The organism is Achromobacter arsenitoxydans SY8 (assembly GCF_000236785.1).
GTDB lineage: Bacteria > Pseudomonadota > Gammaproteobacteria > Burkholderiales > Burkholderiaceae_B > Achromobacter > Achromobacter arsenitoxydans.
This window is the reverse complement of the sequence record NZ_AGUF01000040.1, coordinates 102079-121844: the sequence shown is the minus strand read 5'-3', so window position 1 is coordinate 121844 and position 19766 is coordinate 102079. Positions and strand designations below refer to the sequence as shown.

Here is a 19766-nt window from a genome sequence, read left to right as displayed (position 1 = left end):
CGGACTGCGCCGGCAAGTGCGAGCCTGACGCCTAGCGCCTGCGCAGCAGTTCCCTGACTATTTCCGCGCCGCTGACCAGGGTGATCCCCGCCAGCACCATGACGGCCCCGGCCACGAAGCCCGCGTCCAGCGGTTCGTCCAGGATCAGCACGCCGAAGCTCACGCCGAACAGCGGCGTCAGGAACGACAGGATGGACAGGCGCGACGCGAGATAGCGGCGTAGCAGCCAGAACCACGCCAGGTAGCTGGACAGCGCAACGACCACCGCCTGGAAGGCCACGCTGAGCACCGCCGCCTGGGTGTACCGGACGCCGTGATGGCCGGTGGCGACGGCGAAGGCCAGCAGGCCCACGCTGGCCACGGCCATCTGATAGAACAGGGTCTTGGCGGGGGCGGCTTCCGACAGCGAGGTCTTGCGGATTGCCACGGTGGTGGCGCCCCACAGCAGGCCTGCGGCCAGGCCCATGGCGTCGCCCAGCAGCATGTTGCGGGCGCCGGCGTGGGCGGCCTGGTCGCCGCCCTTGCCCAGGAAGGCGACCGCAATGCCGCAGAACGCGACCGCCACGCCCAGCCACTGCAGCGGCTTCATGCGTTCTTCGGGCAGCAGCCAATGCAGGCCCAGCGCCGCGAAGATGGGCGCGGTGTAGAGAAACACGGACATGTGCGAGGCCGTGGTATAGACCAGGCCCTGGGCGACGAACAGGAATTCGCCCGCGAACAGCAGTCCCACCAGCAGGCCGGGCAGGGCGGTTCCATCGGTGAACGCCCGGCGGCCCTCGCCGCGCCACACCACCGCGGCCAGCACCAGCGCCGCGAAGGTGGAACGCAGGCCGATCTGCATGATGGGCGCGATGTCGTCCGCCACCAGCTTGATCGCGATTTGCTGGAAGCCCCAGCACACGCAAAGCAGCAGCATGGAGCCGGTGGCCAGCGCGTCCAGCGGCAGGCGCTGCGGCTTGGCGGCGGCGTTCACGGCAGTTCGGCGGGGTAGCTGTCCAGCGCCAGGCCGATCTGCTGGCGCAGGTCCCATTCGGCCAGCGTGGATTGCACGGGGCCGAAGAAGGCGCCGTCGCGGGTGACGAACATGGCGGGCAGGTGGAAGACCTCGTAGCGCTCGACCAGGCCGCGATTGTCGCCGGCGGCGACCCAGCAGACGCGTTCCACCGGCAGTTCCAGCCCGGGCAGTTGTTCGCGCGCGACGCGGCAGGTGCCGCAGGTGCGGCTGTGGAAGACCAGCAGCGACAGGCCGGGGGCGTCCAGCAGGTAGCGGTCGGCGGTGCTGTCGTTGAGTTCTATCTGTTCCATGGGGTCCGGGTCCTCAGGCGCCGCGCAGCACGCGGTCCAGTTCGAGCACCGACTGGTACAGCACGCGGGTGCCGTCCAGCAGTTGCGCGGGTTCGATCCATTCTTCGGGGCAGTGGCTGCGGCCGTTCAGGCAGGGGATGAAGATCATGCCGATGGGGCCGGTGGGCGCCATGTACACGGCGTCGTGGCCGGCGCCGCTGGGCAGCCGCATCGACGCGTAGCCGAGCTGGTCGGCCGCCGCCTTCACGGCGTCCATGACCAGCGGCGAACAGTCGGTGGGCTGGGCGCGGCTCAGTTGCGTGAAGCCGGCCGTCAGGCGCAGCGCCTTCAGGTCGTCTTCCACGCCGGCCATCAGGGTCTCCGGGAAGGCGTCCAGCACGGCGTTGCTGTCGCTGCGCATTTCCAGCGTGAGTTCGACGCGGCCGGGCACGGCGTTGGCGGCGTTGGGCGTCATGGAAAGGCGGCCCACGGTGGCGACCACGTAATGCGGGTTGCCGCTGGCGGCGCTGGCCTGGCGGCTGGCGGCGTCGATGATGCGGGCCGCGCCCACCAGGGCGTCGCGCCGGATGTCCATGGGCGTGGTGCCGGCGTGGTCGGGCTGGCCTTCCACGACGATCTGCACGCGGCGGATGCCGACGATGTTGGTGACCACGCCAATCGGCAGCTTGCGGCTTTCAAGGACGGGGCCCTGTTCGATGTGCAGTTCGACGAAGGCGGCGGTTTCGCCCGCGCGGCGCAGGGGGGCGTCCAGCGCGGCCGGGTCGCCGCCGATGCGGGCGATGCCCTGGGCCAGTGTTTCGCCTTGCGGGTTGCGGGCGGACAGCATGTCGGCGGTCAGTTGGCCGCACAGCGCGCGGCTGCCAACGCACGAGATGCCGTAGTCGCTGGGTTCCTCGGACAGGAAGTCGATGACTTCAAAGGGATGGTCGAGTTCGATGCCGTGCTCGCGCATCGTGTGCGCGACTTCGATGCCGGCCAGCACGCCGATGATGCCGTCGAAGCGGCCGCCGCTCATTACCGTGTCGCAATGCGAGCCGGTGGCGATGGGCTTGCGCGCCGCGTCGCGCCCGGCGCGCGTGCCGATCAGGTTGCCGCCCGCGTCCAGGCGCGTGGCCAGGCCTGCGGCCTCGAATTCGCTGCGCAGCCAGGCGCGCGCATCGTCAAACAGCGGCGAAAAGGCGCGGCGCGTCCAGGGGACGTCCGGCAGCGTGAATGTGGACAGGGTTTCGACGCGGGACCAGAGGCGTTCGGCGTTCAGGGGGGGAAAGGCGGGCGGTGTGGCTTGCGGCATGAGACTTCCAGAAGATCGCCCTGGATTATGGCATCAATGGCGCGGCTTGCCGGGACGGGGCGTGCGACATCAAAGCGCCGCCCCGCCGCGCCCCGCGCTGCGCCGCCGTCCGCCTACGCCGTCTTGCGCCAGGCGGGTTCGCGCTTTTCCAGGAAGGCGGTTACGCCTTCCCGGGCTTCTTCCGTGCTGCGGATAGCCGCGATGCGCGCCACCGAGTCCGCGATCAGCCCGTCGTCCAGGGACTTCCCCGCAAAGTCGCGCACCAGGCGCTTGCTGGCCTGCACGGCGCCGGGCCCGTTGGCGCACAGGGTGCGGCAGATGGACTCGGCGGCTTCGAGCGCCTGCGCCGCCGGCGCGACGTCGTGCACCAGCCCCAAGCGCAGTGCCGTGGCGGCATCGAAGCGTTCCGCCGTCAGGAAGTAGCGGTTGGCGGCGCGCTCGCCCATGGCCCGGATGACGTAGGGGCTGATGGTGGCGGGCAGCAGGCCCAGGCGGGTTTCGGACAGGCAGAAGTGCGCGCTGTCCGCCGCGATGGCGATGTCGCAGGCGGCGACCAGCCCCATGCCGCCGGCGTAGGCGTCGCCGTTGACGCACGCCACGACCGGCTTGGGGCAGGCCCAGACCGCGTGCAGCATGCCGGCCAGGCGGGCCGCGTCGGCGCGGTTGTCGGCGTCGGTCAGCGTGCCCATCTTGCGCATCCAGTTCAGGTCGCCGCCCGCGCAAAAGGCCTTGCCCGCGCCGGTCAGCAGCAGGACGCGGATCTGCGGGGCGTCCGCGGCCGTCTTGATGGCCGCCGTTAGCGCGGCGATCAGCGTATCGTCGAAGGCATTGCGCATGTCGGGCCGGTTCAGCGTCAGCCGGGCGATGGGGCCGTCCAGGGCGAGGTCCAGCGGTGCTTGCAGCGTCATGGGGTGTCTCTCGATTTATTGACTATGGCTCAACGGATATGTCCATCTGATGGGCTGATTTTATGGGTAAAAGCGAGGTTCGGCGATACAGTCGTCAACAGTATTGAGTTATCCTCAAAAAAATAATGGAGAGAGACATGAACGAGCAGGCAGGCGGCCCGGCCGCCGATCAGCGCTACGCATCGGTTTTCCGCCCCGGGCTGTACGACGGCAAGACCGTGATGGTGACCGGCGGCGGCAGCGGACTGGGCCGCTGCACGGCGCACGAACTGGCCGCCCTGGGCGCCGGCCTGGCCCTGGTGGGCCGCAACCCCGACAAGCTGCGAGCGACAGCCGGGGAGATCGCCCGGATCTACCCCGAGGCCGCCGGCCGCATCAGCCAGCACGCCTGCGACATCCGGGATGAGGCCGGCGTGCGCGCCTTGGTTGCCCAGGCGCTGGCCGAGCACGGCGCCATCGACGGGTTGTTCAACTGCGCCGGCGGCCAGTTTCCCGCCCCGCTGGACCGCATCAGCTTCAACGGCTGGAATGCTGTGGTGCAGAACAATCTGCACGGCACTTTCCTGGTGTCGCGCGAGGTCTACACACAGCACATGCGCCAGCACGGCGGCGCCATCGTGAACATGCTGGCCGACATCTGGGGCGGCATGCCGGGCATGGGCCATTCCGGGGCCGCTCGCGCCGGGGTCTGGAACCTGACCGAGACCGCCGCCTGCGAATGGGCGCATGCCGGCGTGCGCGTCAACGCGGTCGCGCCGGGCTGGATCGCCTCCAGCGGCATGGACAGCTATGACGAGGAGTACCGCAGCGTGCTGCGCGACCTCAAGACCAAGGTGCCGCTGCAGCGCTTCGGCACCGAGGCCGAACTGGCCGCGGCAGTGGTCTTCCTGCTGTCGCCGGCCGCGGCGTTCATCAATGGCACAGTGATCCGCGTAGACGGCGGCGTGCCCAATGCGCGCCATTCCTGGCGGCTTGCGCCCGCCGAACGCGGCGAGACCTACAACGGCTTTCCTCAGTACGCGCCGCCGTCGCTGTTTTCAGAGGCCTGAAGGCGGTGCAGGGCGTTTTGCACCTCGCCGCGGAACTGCGCCAGCGCCAGCGTGTCCCGGCGTGGCGGCTGCAGGGCCTGCCACAGGAAGCCGACCAGGTGGTCGGCGGTGGCGGCAATGTCGCCGCGCGCGCCGCGCAGCATCGCGTCCCACAGCACGTGTTCCATCGGCCCGTAAACCGCCGACCGCAGCAGCCGCAGCGGCATGTCGCCGCGGATGTCGCCATCCGCCTGGCCCTGGGCCAGGATGCGCATCAGCGGGGCGGTGTAGCGGCGCTGCAGGTCGGCGTAGATTTCGCCGAAGTCGTCGTTGCGCGCACGTCCTTCGGACAGGATGAAGGCGCACAGGCCGGGGCCCTCGGCCAGCAGGTGGCGCAGATGCGTGTGGACCAGGTAATGAAGCTGGGCGCGCGCCCCGTGGACGTGCGGCAGGTTGTCTTCCACCTTGGAGATGATTTCGTCGTACCAGTCGCTGATCACCCGCACGCAGAGTTCCCGCTTGCCGCCGAAGTAGGTGAAGATGGTGGCTTCCGACACGCCCAGGCGCTGCGCGATTTCGGTCGTGGTGGCCGCCTGGAAGCCGGATTCGGAGAAGACAAGCCGCGCGACGCGCAGGATGTCGCGGATGCGTTGTTCGGATTTGGCGCTGGCCGGCGGGCGGCGCATCGGGACGGCGGAGGCTTTTTCCATTCGGGCCGGAAGATTGGGGGCGGCGCGGGTTCTCGCCGACGACAGGGACCTTTATTATTGAGCCAGGGTCAAGTCCGTGGCAAGGCGGCCCAGGCGGCGCTGCCCGCCGGCCGCGCCACGGATTGAGCAGTCCTGGATTATCCAAAACAACATCAGAGACAAACCATGCTGTCCAGAGCCGATTCCTACACGCAGCTCGTGTCCCAGTTCCAATGGCAGGTGCCGGCGGCCTACAACATCGGCGTCGACGCCTGCGATAAATGGGCCGACGGCAGCGGCCGTCTGGCGCTGATCTACGAAAAGAGCGACGGCGCCCAGACGCGCTATACCTTCGACCAGATCAAGGCGCAGTCCAACCGGCTGGCCAACAGCCTGGAGCGCCACGGCATCCAGCGCGGCGACCGCGTGGCGATCTACCTGCCGCAGGCGCCTGAAACCGCAGTCGCGCATATCGCCGTCTACAAGATGGGCGGGGTGGCGGTGCCGCTCTTCACCCTGTTCGGCGTGGACGCCATCCAGTACCGGCTGGCCAACAGCGGCGCGGCTGCGCTGATCACCGACGCGGAAGGTTGCCGCAAGCTGCGCGAGATCCGCGCCAGCCTGCCCGGCTTGAAGGTGATCTATTGCATCGACGGGGAAGAGGACGGGACCGTGCCGTTTCATCCGGCGCTGGCCCGGGAATCCGACGCCTATCAGCCCGTGTCCACCTCGGCCGACGACCCGGCCGTCATCATTTATACGTCGGGCACCACCGGCAAGCCCAAGGGCGCGCTGCATGCGCATCGCGTTTTGCTCGGGCATCTGCCGGGCGTCGAAATGTCGCACGAATTCTTCCCGGAAAACGCCGCCCTGATGTGGACGCCGGCCGACTGGGCCTGGATCGGCGGCCTGCTGGACGTGCTGCTGCCGTCCTGGCACCACGGCGTGCCGGTGCTGGCGCGGCGCTTCGAGAAATTCGACGGGGCCTCGGCGCTGGAACTCATGGCGCGCCACGGCGTGACGCACACCTTCCTGCCGCCCACCGCGCTGAAGATGATGCGCGGCTGCGAGTGGCCCGAGGCGGCCGGCCCCCGGGCGCTGCGGTCGGTGGCCAGCGGCGGCGAGTCTCTGGGCGCCGAGCTGATCGACTGGGGCCGCCGCGTCCTGGGCGTGACCATCAATGAGTTCTATGGCCAAACCGAATGCAACATGCTGGTGTCCTCGTGCTCGTCGCTGTTCGACCCCTGCATCGGGGCGATCGGGCGGGCCGCGCCCGGCCATCGCGTTGCTATTGTGGATGACACGGGCGCCGAGGTGGCGGATGGACAAGAGGGAAACATCGGCGTAAAGCGGCCGGACCCCGTCATGTTCCTGGGCTACTGGAACAACCCGCAGGCGACCGCCGACAAGTTCGTCGGTGATTACCTGCTGACCGGCGACATCGGCGTGCGCGATGCGCAGGGCTTCATCCGCTTTGTCGGCCGCAACGACGACGTCATCACCAGCGCCGGCTACCGGATCGGCCCGGCGCCCATCGAGGACTGCCTGATCGGGCATCCGGCCGTCCGGATGGCGGCGGTGGTGGGCCTGCCGGACGCCCAGCGAACCGAGGTCGTGGCGGCGTTCGTCGTGCTGAACGAGGGCTACGAGGGCGACGACGCGCTGGTCAAGGCGCTGCAGGAGCACGTGCGCACGCGTCTTGCGGCGCACGAGTACCCGCGCGTCATCCGCTTTGTAACCAGTTTGCCGACCACCGCGACCGGCAAGATTATCCGCAAGGCGCTGCGCGATGAAAGCGCGGCCTGAATCGTCTCACCCGGTGACAATCTCCTCCATGAGGATGGGTTGACGGGTTGCCCGGCGCTGCAAGTATGATGGCGCAAACTGTATACGGCCCCACGCAATTGGGGCCGTATGCCCATTAGCCTTAGTATGGAGATAACCCCAATGAATAAGCCTTTGGACGGGGGACTGGCAGCCTTGAACGTACCCGCGTACGTCAAGCACCGCGGACTGATCGACTGGGTCGCCAGTTTCGTCGCGCTGGCCAAGCCGGACCATGTCGTGTGGTGCGACGGCTCGCAGGAAGAGTACGACCGCCTTTGCGAACAAATGGTCCAGGCCGGCACCATGCGCAGGCTGAACCCCGCGAAGCGCCCTAATTCATACCTGGCCTGGTCCGACCCGTCCGACGTGGCGCGGGTCGAAGACCGCACCTTCATCTGTTCCGACCGCGAGGAAGACGCCGGCCCCACCAACAACTGGGCCGATCCCGCGGAAATGCGCGACACGCTCAACGGCCTGTTCGACGGCTCGATGCGCGGCCGCACGCTGTATGTGGTGCCGTTCTCGATGGGCCCGCTGGGCTCGGACATCGCGCACATTGGCGTGGAACTGTCCGACAGCCCCTACGTGGCGGTCAACATGCGCATCATGACGCGCATGGGCAAGCAGGTCTATGACGTGCTGGGCACGGACGGCGACTTCGTGCCCTGCCTGCATACCGTGGGCAAGCCCCTGGCCGCCGGCGAAGCCGACGTGGCCTGGCCGTGCAACCCCACCAAGTACATCGTCCATTTCCCCAAGACCCGCGAAATCTGGAGCTACGGCTCGGGCTACGGCGGCAACGCGCTGCTGGGCAAGAAGTGCTTCGCGCTGCGCATTGCGTCCACCATGGGCCGCGACCAGGGCTGGCTGGCCGAACACATGCTGATCCTGGGCGTCACCTCGCCCAAGGGCCGCAAGTACCACGTCGCCGCCGCCTTCCCGTCGGCCTGCGGCAAGACCAACTTCGCCATGCTGATCCCGCCGCAGGGCATGGACGGCTGGAAGGTCACCACCATCGGCGACGATATCGCCTGGATCAAGCCGGGCCCGGACGGCCGCCTGCACGCCATCAACCCCGAGGCCGGCTACTTCGGCGTGGCGCCGGGCACCAGCGAGCAGACCAACTTCAACGCCATGGCCACGCTCAAGGCCAACGTCATCTTCACCAACGTCGCGCTGACCGACGACGGCGACGTCTGGTGGGAAGGCATGACCGACACCCCGCCCGCGCACCTGGTCGACTGGCAGGGCAAGGACTGGACGCCCGAAATCGCGCGCGAAACCGGCCGCAAGGCCGCGCACCCGAACGCGCGCTTCACCGCGCCGGCCGCGCAGTGCCCGTCCATCGACCCCGAATGGGAAAACCCCAAGGGCGTGGTCATCGACGCCTTCATCTTCGGCGGCCGCCGCTCGACCACCGTGCCGCTGGTCACCGAGGCTCGCAACTGGGTCGAAGGCGTCTACATGGCCGCCACGATGGGCTCGGAAACCACCGCCGCCGCTGCCGGCCAGCAAGGCGTGGTGCGCCGCGATCCGTTCGCCATGCTGCCGTTCTGCGGCTACAACATGAGCGACTACTTCGGCCACTGGCTCAAGCTGGGCAAGCAGCTGGAAGCCGCCGGCGCCACCTTGCCGCGCATCTACTGCGTGAACTGGTTCCGCAAGGGGCCGGACGGCAAGTTCGTGTGGCCGGGCTTTGGCGACAACATGCGCGTGCTGCGCTGGATGCTGGGCCGCATCGACGGCCAGTCCAAGGGCGTGGACCAGGTGTTCGGCATTTCGCCCAGCTACCAGGACATCGACTGGACCGGCCTGGAATTCAGCCCGGACAAGTTCGAGCAGGTCATGTCGGTGGACGCCGCCGCGTGGCGCGACGAACTGGCGCTGCACCAGGAACTGTTCGGCCAGCTGGCCCAGGGCCTGCCCGACGAACTTCCGGCCACCAAGACGCAGATCGAAGGGCGCCTGGCGGCCTGACGTTACCAGGCTCCCACACTGAAAACCCGCCTGCTTTCACCTAGCAGGCGGGTTTTTTATTGGGCCGTCGGCCAGGCCGGCGATCTTGCCGGCGGCCTGGCGCTGCCGGCGTTCAGGCGCGTCCGCCAGCGGCGATGCCGTCCAGCGCGCCGGCCACGATAGGCGCCTTTCATGCACAATCGTTCCATGAAACTCGATCCCGAAGACCTCGCCAAGATCTCCGCCCTGACCCTGGCTCACTACGACGAGAACGCCGTCTCGTTCGAAGCCGGCACGCGCGACCACGACGTCAGCCAGAATATCGCCGCGCTGCTGCGCCACATCGAGGGCGAACCGCCGTACGACATCCTGGACCTGGGCTGCGGGCCGGGCCGCGACCTGAAGACGTTCGCCGCGCTAGGCCATCGGCCGGTGGGCCTGGACGGCGCGCCGCGCTTCGTCGGCATGGCGCGGGCGGCCAGCGGCTGCGAGGTATGGCACCAGGATTTCCTGCGGCTGGCGCTGCCGGCCGGGCGCTTCGACGGCATCTTCGCGAACGCCGTGCTGTTCCATGTGCCGGGACAGGAATTGCCGCGGGTGCTGCGCGAGCTGCGGAACGCCTTGCGGCCGCGCGGCGTGCTGTTCAGCTCGAATCCCCGGGGCGGCAACCAGGAAGGCTGGAATCGCGGGCGCTATGGGGCGTACCACGATCTGGACGGATGGCGCGCCCTGCTGGAACAGGCCGGCTTCCAGGAGCTTGAACACTACTACCGGCCGGACGGGCTGCCGCGAGAGCAGCAGCCTTGGCTGGCGAGCGTGTGGCGGCGGGTGGAGCAGGGCTAGCGTCGCGCGAGTCGTTTGCCCCACTGTCCGCGCAAAGCTGCTACTGCTTGGGAACGCCGGCTTCCTGGATTGCAGTTGCCCATTGCTGGTGGCTATTGGCGACAAACTGTCCGAACTGACCAGGACTTGTCGGCGGACTTACTTTCACCCCCAGTGCTTTGAACCGCTCCTGTACGTCAGGTTGGGCCATGACACGCGCGAAAGCTGCGTTCAGTTTCTTCACGACTGGCTCGGGCGTCTCGCCAGGAGCGAAGATCCCTGTCCAAAAGTAGTAATCCATGCCCTTGAGCTCAGGCGTTTCGCCTGCGGAGGGCATCTCCAGGTTGCCAATGTCTCGCTCGTGGCTCATGACGCCAATAGGCGTCACCCGGCCACTCTTGATGAATTCCAGGAGGGCGGGCAACCCCGAAATCGCCAGATCTACGTTGCCGCCAATTACGTCCGTCGCGATCTTAGACGCGCTGGCGTACGGGATGAACGTGATATCGGCGCCGGTCGTCTTCTTAAAGCTCTCCATCGCGATCGCGGGCAATGAGCCGACGCCAGTCGCGCCGTAGGTGAGTTTTCCGGGCTCCGCCTTTGCACGCCGGATGAGGTCTCCAAACGTTCGGATACCCAATTGAGGATTCGCGACCAAACCAACACCGCTGATCCCCAATGGGGCGATAGCGGTCAAATCCTTGTAGGTGTACTTGGCGGAGTTCTGCACCAGGGGGGCAATCACAACGTCAGAGACAATTCCCATCAGGATGGTGTAGCCGTCCGGCTTTGCATTCACGGCGCGGGTTACCGCGATAATTCCACCAGCTCCAGGGACGTTCTCGATGACGATGGGCTGTCCGAGCTCGGCACCCAACTTTGGGGCGACGATACGCGCAAAGGTGTCGACGGAGCCACCAGGCGCATAACCGACAATCATCTTCACGGGTTGCGTGGGATACCCCTCTGCCGCAAAGCTGTTGGATGCGGCCAGTCCCAGGCCGATAGCGATGGTGCGAACAGCAAAATTAAGGCGATTCATGTTGTCTCCGTTGTGTTGATTGTGGTCATCTATCGACTGATCCAAGCGTCTACGCGCTGAAAGACCTTGTCGCTGTTGCGATCCATCATGGGAAAGTGCGAGTTGCCCTTGATTCCGTCTGCCGGCAAGTCGATGACCGTGATGTCGGCGCGCGAGGCGATACTCGCAAGGTATTCGTCGGCCTGCCGTCGGTAGTTGGTCCAATGGGCGCCGGATGGCTCGATAAAGTCCCCCCATACGATCAGGTGCCGGGGTAGTCGGCCGGTCGATGCCGGCCGGGGCATCCCTCCCGGCTCAACGCCGACCACAGATACGACCGAATCGGGCCGCCGCCGCGCTATTTCGGCTGCAAAACCAGCCCCCTGACTGTGCGCCACGATGTGGCAGGACCCAATGCGATCAACGAGCGCCTCATACGCTGCGAGGATCAGCGATTCATGGCCAGGCCAGCGGGGGACCCATTGGTTCACAAATGAATCGAAGTGCTCCACAGGAAACAACTGTCCGGGGAACGCGATCCGCGCGGCCGGATCGGGGCTGTATTCAGGACCAATCCGGAACGTCGTCCAACCCTCTTTCTTTGGTCGGAACACGGGGGAATCCTTGTAGACCTCGGGGAACCTTGCCCACGACGAACGACCGCGCTCGACCGCATCGCTGACGAGGACGTCGTAGCCCGCTTCCAGAAAGCGCATGAGCCAGCCGGGTCGGCCGTCGGGCGTGGTCTCCCAAGTGCATCCCGTCATGCCGCCGCCGTGCCAAAGCAGCACCGGCTCGGGATGACGCGGGTTCGTCAGGCGGAACTCCTGGACATACATCTGCCCGTACACGTGTTCGCCATTCGGATCGACTTCCCGCGGGTACCCGTTAAGGACCATGCTTCTGTGCTCTATGGGCAAGCCTTCAAGCACTGCAGTGCTTCCTTCAATAAAAAAGGAGCTCACCGATTTCAATGAAACGCCGCTTAGTTGCATAAATCCGTCCTGCTATCGAGGACCGAAGAATGCTTTCCAGGCTATATTTTCGTCAATCGAATAAATATCAACAATTATTGCGGTATGGGAATAAATTACGACATCGACGATCTGCGGGCGTTCTGCTGCCTGGTGCGCTGCGGTCAGTACACTGCGGCTGCATCGGTGCTGTGCATCACTACGTCGGCGCTTAGCAGGCGCATCGCGAAGCTGGAAAGTGAGATAGGGGGCAAACTGTTCGAGCGCACAACGCGCCGGCTGGTGGTTGCTCCGCTTGGCAAAGCCCTGTACGAACGCGTGCTTCCGGCGATCAGTTCGCTCGACGCATCGCTGGCGGAAGCCGCCCGGTCCGCAAAGGGCGAGGGGCGCACGTTGGCGTTCGGTACGGTCGCATCGGTCGGATATTCCGTCATTCCCAAGGTGCTTCCGGCCTTCTATGCAGCGTATCCGGGTACTTATGTGCGCATTCGCGATGCGAATGCGACGGTCGTGACGAAACTCGTGGAAAACGGCGAGGTCGAGTTTGGAGTGACGACCCCCGTCCCATTTCCGGAGTCCCTCACCGTGCAAAAGGTCGCCACGTACGACTTCAACCTGGTGTACGCAAAGCGATCGGGTGCGGAGCCCGCTATTAGGAAGGTAACCTGGCGCCAACTGGTCGATCTTCCTGTAATAGGCTTGAATCCTCTCAGTTCAACGCGCCTGCAGATCGACGGCGTTCTGCAGGCGAATGGGATTCCCCGGCCTTGAAAGCTGGAAGTGGACCAGCTCGCGACCATGATCAGCCTGGTGCAAACCGCCGCCTTCGTGACAGTGATGCCTGCGCTCTTTGACGCGCGAGCACACAACCTCTGCATCGCGCCCATTACCGATCCCGACATCGTCAGAGAGTTCCAGATCGTCTACAGGACTGACGCACCTCTTTCGCCGGCCGCACGTCTGATGGTTCGTCTAATTCACGACCATTTTCAAAGCACTGCGTCCTAGAAGCGCAGGCCAGGCACCCAGCGTGCCTCGCCAAGGCAGTCTCCAGGCCGCACACGGCCAACGAGAGGGCCAGCATCAAGGCGATGACGATGCCGAAGAACTTGCCGGGCGCCTATCGCGTCAGTAAGCTGAGTCCGGTGCATACCGACGGATAGGCGCGCGTCCAGCCGGCCTCAGTGCATCTGGCCGTAACGTCCAGCGTTGAAGTCCTGGATGGCCTCCACGATTTCCTCTTGCGAGTTCATCACGAAGGGCCCGTAGCCGACGACCGGCTCATTGATCGGCTCGCCGCTCAGGACCAGGAACACCGCGTCGTTGTTGGCTTCGACGGTGATGTCCTCGCCCTCTTGCGAGAACAGGGCCAGTTGCGCGTCGCGAGCGACCGATTCGCCGTTGACCAGCACCGTGCCGCGCAGCATCACCAGCATGCTGTTGCGCCCCGCGGGGATGGGGAAGGTCGCCGACTTGCCCGCGGCCAGCTTCACGTCCCACACGTCCATCGGCGTGAAGGTGCGCGCCGGTCCGGCCTGGCCGGCATAGCTGCCCGCGATTACCCGCAGCGAGCCGGCGTCGTCCGGCAGCGCTACCACGGGAATGTCCGCGCTGAGGATGCCCTGGTAGCCCGCCGCCGCCTTCTTGTCCTTGGCGGGCAGGTTGACCCAGAGCTGCACCATTTCCAGCTTGCCGCCCGTGCGGGTGAAAGCATGGGAATGGAACTCCTCGTGCAGGATGCCCGAGGCCGCCGTCATCCATTGCACGTCGCCGGGACCGATGACGCCGCCGTTGCCGGTGGAATCGCGGTGCTCGACTTCGCCGCTGTAGACGATGGTCACGGTTTCAAAGCCGCGATGCGGATGCCGGCCGACGCCGCGAGGCTGGCTGGCCGGTCCGAATTCGGCCGGGCCGGCGTAGTCCAGCAGCAGGAAGGGGCTGGTGTTCTTGCCCTTGTCGTTGTACGAGAACATGGAGCGCACCGGGAAGCCGTCGCCCACCCAGTGGGGACGGGGGCTGGCATGCAAACCGAGAATCTTCTTCATGATGAGGTTTCCTATTGCGCGGCCCCATCGGGGCCGTTCGTCATAAGAATGAAGATAAGGGCGGAACGATAGTTCCGGTAGACCCCAAAACCGATAAGCACTGTTCCATGGATCGGACGATCGGGTGGGGAGCAGGGCGCCGGGATTTTCCTGGGAAGTATGCTCCCGAAAATGGAATCAGATTCGAACAGCGCCCTGGGCCGGCGCGATGCACAGGTGTGGGGTTTTGCCCCGGTGGCCTCCGCCGGGGCGCGCGTGCTGGTGCTGGGATCCATGCCCGGCGTCGCCTCGCTCAGGCAGGTCCAGTACTACGCGCATCCGCGCAACGCGTTCTGGCCGCTGGCGGCCCGCATCCTGGGATTTGATCCCGGGCTGGACTACCCCGCGCGCCTGCAGGCGCTGCAAGCGGGCGGCGTGGCGCTCTGGGACGTGCTGCAGGCCTGCGAGCGGCCCGGCAGCCTGGACGCCGATATCCGCGGCGACACGCTCGTGCCCAACGACTTCCAGCAGTTCCTGGACAGCCATCCGTCCATCGTCCGTATCTGCTTCAACGGCGCCAAGGCGGCCGCGATGTACCGCCGCCACGTGCTGCCTCGCCTGGCCGGCGCGCCCCTGCAGTATGTCGAGCTGCCTTCCACCAGTCCGGCCCATGCCGCTGCGTCGTTCGACCAGAAGCTGGCGGCCTGGGCGCCGGCGCTGACGATTTCGGATCGTTAATGCGCCGCGTTGGGCCAAAGCCTGTTGTTAATCTGTCCCCATTGACTGATATCAAGGCTCTATATAACTACGGGTGATAAGTTAATTTCCGTAACAGCTATATGTTTCGGAGTTTATCTATGCACACCCCTAACAGCCCCCCGGAAACCCCTCTCCCGGGCAAGCGCGGCTTTCTAAAAGGCCTGCTTGGGCTAGGCGCCGCCGCCACCGTCATTCCCATCCACGCGGAAGCCGCGACCGGCATCAACGGCCAGCCGCCGCGCCGGCCCGGCATGGCCGGCAAGCGCTACGGCATGGTGGTCGACATGCGCAAATGCATCGGCTGCCAGTCCTGTACGGTGAGCTGTTCGCTGGAGAACGTGCCCCCGATCGGGCAGTTCCGCACGACCGTGCTGCAGTACGAAGTGACGCCGGATGCCGGCGGCCCGTGCGCCATGGTCATGCTGCCGCGCCTGTGCAACCACTGCGACAAGCCCCCCTGCGTGCCGGTCTGTCCGGTGCAGGCCACTTTTCAGCGGGAAGACGGCATCGTGCTGGTCGACAACGAACGCTGCGTCGGCTGTGGCTACTGCGTGCAGGCCTGTCCCTATGACGCCCGCTTCATCAATCACGAGACCCAGACCGCGGACAAGTGCACGTTCTGCGAACACCGCCTGGAAGCCGGCCTGCTGCCGGCCTGCGTGGAAAGCTGCGTCGGCGGCGCGCGCGTGATCGGCGACCTGAACGATCCCGACAGCGCCATCTCGCGCCTGCTGGCCGAGCACAAGGCCGACATCAAGGTGCTCAAGCCCGAGATGAAGACCGACCCCCACGTCTATTACATCGGCCTGCCCGATGCGTTCGTGCATCAGGTGGACGGCCAGGCCGGCGTGCGCCTGGCGGGCGGCCACTGAGCCATCGAAGGGGACTCTCATGCAAATCTCTGAATTGCTTACGCCGGTCTACGACGCCGCCTGGCTGCCTTGGGCCGTGCAGTATTTCTTCCTGATCGGCATTGCCGCCACCACCGCGCTGACGGCCGCCTTTGCGGCTTTCGGGCGCGCGGATTCGTCGGCTCGCCGCCTGCTGCCGGCCGCGACGACGGTGCTGCTGGTCAGCGCCATCGCCGCACCCGTGTCGCTGCTTGCCGACCTGCATCAGCCCGGCCGCTTTTGGCACTTCTATGCGCATGTTACGCCGTGGTCGTGGATGTGGCTGGGCGCCTTGCTGCTGCCGGTGTTCGTGACCTTGGCCCTGCTGTTCTGCGCGGCCTGGTGGTGGGGGCGGATGGGCTGGGTGCGCGTGGTCGCCGTGGCGCTGGCGCTGTCCGCGCTGTCGATCCTGGTCTACACGGGCGCCGAGGTGATGGTGCTGCGTTCGCGGCCCCTGTGGCACACCGTATTCCTGCCGGTGAACTTTGCGCTGACGGCGTGGCTGGGGGCGCTGGGCGCCATGTTCCTGGTCGGGCGCTGGCTGCCGGGCGGCATGCGCGCGCTGCCGGTGGACATGCTGCGCCGCCTGAGCGTGACCGCGATCGTGCTGATCGCGCTGGGCGCGGGCGCCTGGGCCGTGCTGGGCGTGGTGGGCCTGGAGCCGTCGTTCGACGCCGCGCTGCGCCTGTTCGCCGACTTTCCGATATGGCGCGTCAGCCTGGCGGGCGCGGTGATCACGGTCTTCTGCATCATCGCGCTGCTGCAGCGCCCCTGGCGCACGCTGGCGGCGCCGCTGCCGTCGGCCGCGCTGGCGCTGACCATGCTGGGCGCGGCGTGGATCTTCCGCTGGGTGGTCTTCATGAGCGTGCAGGGCGTGCCCAAGTACGGCGCCGGACTCTACCTGTACGAAATGCCGTGGGGCAGCGACGGGCTGCTGGGCATGGTCGGCGTGCTGGGTCTGTGCGTCGCGCTGGTTGCGGCCGTGACCTGGGCGCTGGAGCTGTTCCCCGCCCGCGCGCGCGCCGTGGCGGCCTGAGACCGGCCGCAAGACGAAAGAACAGGGAAAAGATAGCAATGGACAATCAACACGAAGACGACAAGCGCCGCCCCGCGGACGATGGCCCGGACCAGCCTCGCGACGAGGCCCGGCGCAAACTGATGGTGCGCGGCGGCCTGGTGGCCGGCGGCATGGCGGCGTTCGCGGCGGGCTACGGCGAAACCGTGACCAAGGCCGTCAAGGGCCTGGCGCAGGGCACCGCGGGCGTTCCCACGGCGCACGCCGTGCGCGGCAACTCGCTCACCCCCGAATTCCGCATCGACCCGTTGTCGGGCCTGCTTAGCGCGCAGCCGGGCCAGACGGTCAGCCCGTCCAGCTGCCTGGGCTGCTGGACGCAGTGCGGCGTGCGGCTGCGCGTGGACACGGCCGAAAACCGCATCCTGCGCGTGGCCGGCAATCCCTATCATCCGCTGGCCACGACGCGGCCCGCCGCCATGGACACGCCGGTGCGCGACGTCTATGCGCAACTGGGCGGCGACAACGGTCTGGAAGGCCGCGCCACGTCGTGCGCGCGCGGCTCGGCCATGCTGGAGCAGATGCACAGCCCCTTCCGCGTGCTGCAGCCCATGAAGCGCGTGGGCAAGCGCGGCGAAGGCAAGTGGCAGACGATCAGCTTCGAGCAGTTGGTGGAGGAAGTGTGCGAAGGCGGCGACCTGTTCGGCGAGGGCCATGTGGACGGGCTGCGCGCGATCTACGACCGCGAGACGCCGCTGGACCCGCAGAATCCTGAATACGGCGCCAAGGTGAACCAGTTCCTGTTCACCGACGCCTCCAACGAAGGCCGCACGCCGCTGATCCAGCGCTTTGCCGGCCAGTCGTTCGGCACCGTCAACTTCAGCAACCACGGCTCTTATTGCGGACAGAGTTTCCGCGTGGGCGCGGGCGCGGCTCTGGGCGATCTGAAGGGCATGCCGCACGGCAAGCCCGACTGGGACAACGCGCGCTTTGGCCTGTTTATCGGCGCGGCGCCGGCGCAGGCCGGCAACCCGTTCCAGCGCCAGGCCCGCCAGTTGGCGGAAGCGCGTGTGCGGCCGGAGGAATCCGGCTTTACCTATGTGGTCGTGTCGCCGGTGCTGCCCGCGTCGTCCAGCCTGTCGGCGGGATCGGGCAACGAATGGGTGGCCGTCAATCCGGCCAGCGACCTGGCGCTGGCCATGGGCCTGATCCGCTGGATCCTGGACAACGAGCGCTTCGACGCCCGCATGCTGGCGCAACCCGGCCCCGCGGCGATGAAGGCGGCGGGCGAGGCGGGCTGGACCAACGCGACGCACCTGGTGGTGGCCGAGGCCGGCCATCCGCGCCTGGGGAGCTTTCTGCGCGGCGCGGACATGGGCTGGGCGCGTCCGGCCGATGCGGACGAGAAGTGGGAAGACGTGTATGTCGTGCGTCTTGCGGACGGCACGCTGGCGCCGCACACGGCGGCCTCGCCGGCCGAGCTGTTCGTGGATGACGCAATCGACGCGCCGGGCATGGCCGGCGTGTCCGCGCCCGTGCGCGTTTGCACGTCGCTGTCGCTGCTGCGCGTAGAGGCGCGCCGCAAGTCGCTGGACGAGTACGCCGACCTGTGCGGCGTGCCGGCTGCGAAGATCGCGTCGCTGGCCGAGCGCTTCACCAGCCATGGCAAGCGCGCCGTGGCCGACGCGCATGGCGGCACCATGAGCGGGGCGGGTTTTTATACCGCCTACGCCATCGCCATGCTGAACACCCTGGTGGGCAACCTGAACGTGGAAGGCGGGCTGGTGCTGGACGCCGGCCCGTTCCCGCCCTATGGCGCGGGGCCGCGCTACAACATCGCCGGCTTCGCCAACAAGGCCACGCCCAAGGGCGTGTCGCTGTCGCGTAACCGCTTCCCGTACGAGAAGTCCAGCGAATTCAAGCGCAAGAAGGCGGCCGGGCAGCCCGCCTATCCGGCGGCGGCGCCGTGGTACCCGGCCACGGGCGGCCTCAGCTCCGAGATGCTGGCGTCCGCGCTGGCCGGGTATCCGTACCGGGCCAAGGTCTGGTTCAACCATATGAGCAATCCGGTCTACGGCATTGCCGGGTTCAAGAGCGTTGCCCTGGACAAGCTGAAGGATCCGCGCGTCCTGCCGCTGTCGGTGTCGATCAACCCCTTCATCAACGAGACCAACGCGCTGGCCGACTACATCGTGCCGGACACGGTTACCTACGAAAGCTGGGGCGTGTCGGCGCCCTGGGCCGACGTGGTCGCCAAGGCGTCCACCGTGCGCTGGCCGGCCGTGACGCCGCGCGTGGCGCGCACGGCCACGAACGAGCCGGTGTGCCTGGAGACCTTCCTGATCGCCTGCGCCAAGCGCCTGGGCATGCCGGGCTTCGGCGCCGGCGCCATTTCCGACAAGGACGGCGCCAAGTACGCGCTGGATACGCCCGAGGACTTCTTCCTGCGGGGCATGGCCAACATCGCCTTCGCGGCCGGCCGTCCCGTGGCCGAGGCCAGCGACGACGACATGGCGCTGACCGGCGTCGATCGCTATGCGCCGCTCTTGCAGCAGAAGCTCAAGCCGGGCGAATGGCGGCAGGTGGCCATGCTGATGAGCCGCGGCGGCCGCTTCGACAGAATGGAGGACGCCTGGACGGACGGCGGCCAGGGACGGCGGACGCGCGTGGCCTACGCCAAGCCGCTGCACGTCTGGAGCGAGGAACTGGCGGGCTTTCGCCATGCGATGACGGGCGAGCGCTACAGCGGCTGTCCCACCTGGTACCCGACGCGCTTGGCCGACGGGCGCGACATGCGGGCGGAGTATCCGGCGCAGAACTGGCCCTTCCTGCTCACCTCGTTCAAGTCCAACCTGATGAGTTCCATGTCGATCGGCGTGAACCGGCTGCGCCAGGTGCACCCGCACAACCCGGTGTCGATCAACCGCCAGGATGGCGAGCGGCTGGGCATCCGCAACGGCGATAAGGTGCGCATCGTGACGCCGGGCGGCTCGGTGACCGGGCTGGCGCTGCTGCGGGACGGCATCCAGCCGGGCGCGCTGGGCATCGAGCACGGCTACGGCCATACCGAGCTGGGCGCCCGCGCGCATACCGTGGACGGCAAGCCCATGCCGCACGATCCGGCGCTGGCGGCGGGAGTCAATCTGAACGACCTGGGCTTCGGCGACGCCACGCGCGGCGAACACGCCAACGTCTGGATCGACTGGGTATCGGGCGCGGCGGTGCGCCAGGGCCTGCCGGCGCGGGTCGAACGCGCCTAG

General features: G+C 67.1%; 16 protein-coding genes and 1 pseudogene. 9 read left to right on the top strand and 8 right to left on the bottom strand.

The genetic code is table 11. The features are described from left to right. Positions 1–31: 31 nt before the first annotated feature. From KYC_RS10060 to KYC_RS10045, 4 genes are all read right to left on the bottom strand, one after another. Positions 32–916: a DMT family transporter gene (locus KYC_RS10060; RefSeq protein WP_050814859.1), complete on the bottom strand. Its 885-nt coding sequence runs from the start codon at positions 914–916 to the stop codon at positions 32–34. A gap of 53 nt (positions 917–969) precedes the next feature. Next, a complete protein-coding gene (locus KYC_RS10055; RefSeq protein WP_008161596.1) occupies positions 970–1305 on the bottom strand; it encodes a YbbN family protein in 336 nt (111 codons plus the stop codon). A 13-nt stretch (positions 1306–1318) separates the two neighbouring features. Then, a complete protein-coding gene (locus tag KYC_RS10050) occupies positions 1319–2596 on the bottom strand; it encodes a Zn-dependent hydrolase (RefSeq protein WP_008161594.1) in 1278 nt (425 codons plus the stop codon). A gap of 113 nt (positions 2597–2709) precedes the next feature. After that, positions 2710–3504 (bottom strand): enoyl-CoA hydratase/isomerase family protein, encoded by a 795-nt coding sequence (locus tag KYC_RS10045; protein WP_008161593.1) that lies wholly within the window; start codon positions 3502–3504, stop codon positions 2710–2712. 137 nt (positions 3505–3641) lie between these two features. On the opposite strand from KYC_RS10045, the gene KYC_RS10040 reads away from it, so the two are divergent. Next, positions 3642–4553 (top strand): SDR family oxidoreductase, encoded by a 912-nt coding sequence (locus KYC_RS10040; protein WP_008161592.1) that lies wholly within the window; start codon positions 3642–3644, stop codon positions 4551–4553. Here KYC_RS10040 and KYC_RS10035 read toward each other — a convergent pair. Continuing rightward, positions 4517–5242 (bottom strand): TetR/AcrR family transcriptional regulator, encoded by a 726-nt coding sequence (locus KYC_RS10035; protein WP_043518042.1) that lies wholly within the window; start codon positions 5240–5242, stop codon positions 4517–4519. The genes KYC_RS10040 and KYC_RS10035 overlap by 37 nt on opposite strands. A gap of 165 nt (positions 5243–5407) precedes the next feature. On the opposite strand from KYC_RS10035, the gene KYC_RS10030 reads away from it, so the two are divergent. The 3 genes from KYC_RS10030 (at position 5408) to KYC_RS10020 (ending at position 9847) form a co-directional block, all read left to right on the top strand. Continuing rightward, entirely contained in the window at positions 5408–7027 is a 1620-nt protein-coding gene (locus KYC_RS10030; protein ID WP_008161584.1) for an acyl-CoA synthetase, read from the top strand. A 141-nt stretch (positions 7028–7168) separates the two neighbouring features. Beyond that, complete coding sequence (locus KYC_RS10025; RefSeq protein ID WP_008161582.1) at positions 7169–9025, top strand: phosphoenolpyruvate carboxykinase (GTP); 1857 nt, start codon at positions 7169–7171, stop codon at positions 9023–9025. Between the two features lie 186 nt (positions 9026–9211). Further along, the gene (locus KYC_RS10020; RefSeq protein WP_008161580.1) at positions 9212–9847 is read left to right on the top strand and encodes a class I SAM-dependent DNA methyltransferase; all 636 of its coding nucleotides are present in this window, start codon (positions 9212–9214) and stop codon (positions 9845–9847) included. Between the two features lie 40 nt (positions 9848–9887). Here KYC_RS10020 and KYC_RS10015 read toward each other — a convergent pair whose 3' ends face one another. Beyond that, entirely contained in the window at positions 9888–10868 is a 981-nt protein-coding gene (locus KYC_RS10015; RefSeq protein WP_008161578.1) for a Bug family tripartite tricarboxylate transporter substrate binding protein, read from the bottom strand. Positions 10869–10897: 29 nt separating this feature from the next. After that, entirely contained in the window at positions 10898–11842 is a 945-nt protein-coding gene (locus KYC_RS10010) for an alpha/beta hydrolase (RefSeq protein ID WP_043518040.1), read from the bottom strand. Positions 11843–11926: 84 nt separating this feature from the next. Between KYC_RS10010 and KYC_RS10005 the strand changes: the two are divergent. Next, a pseudogene (locus KYC_RS10005) lies at positions 11927–12829 on the top strand (LysR family transcriptional regulator). A gap of 173 nt (positions 12830–13002) precedes the next feature. On the opposite strand, the gene KYC_RS09995 reads toward KYC_RS10005, so the two are convergent. Beyond that, positions 13003–13866: a pirin family protein gene (locus KYC_RS09995; RefSeq protein WP_008161571.1), complete on the bottom strand. Its 864-nt coding sequence runs from the start codon at positions 13864–13866 to the stop codon at positions 13003–13005. Positions 13867–14037: 171 nt separating this feature from the next. Here KYC_RS09995 and KYC_RS09990 point away from each other — a divergent pair, with 171 nt between their 5' ends. The 4 genes from KYC_RS09990 (at position 14038) to KYC_RS09975 (ending at position 19766) form a co-directional block, all read left to right on the top strand. After that, positions 14038–14583, top strand: coding sequence for a DNA-deoxyinosine glycosylase (locus KYC_RS09990; RefSeq protein WP_008161569.1), 546 nt, complete (start codon positions 14038–14040; stop codon positions 14581–14583). A gap of 119 nt (positions 14584–14702) precedes the next feature. Continuing rightward, the gene (gene dsrO, locus KYC_RS09985; protein ID WP_008161566.1) at positions 14703–15476 is read left to right on the top strand and encodes a sulfate reduction electron transfer complex DsrMKJOP subunit DsrO; all 774 of its coding nucleotides are present in this window, start codon (positions 14703–14705) and stop codon (positions 15474–15476) included. A 19-nt stretch (positions 15477–15495) separates the two neighbouring features. Further along, positions 15496–16530 carry an NrfD/PsrC family molybdoenzyme membrane anchor subunit gene (nrfD, locus tag KYC_RS09980; RefSeq protein ID WP_008161563.1) on the top strand — a complete coding sequence of 345 codons (1035 nt, stop codon included), beginning with the start codon at positions 15496–15498 and terminating at the stop codon, positions 16528–16530. A gap of 38 nt (positions 16531–16568) precedes the next feature. Further along, on the top strand, positions 16569–19766 hold the full coding sequence (locus KYC_RS09975; RefSeq protein ID WP_008161561.1) for a tetrathionate reductase subunit A: 3198 nt from the start codon (positions 16569–16571) through the stop codon (positions 19764–19766).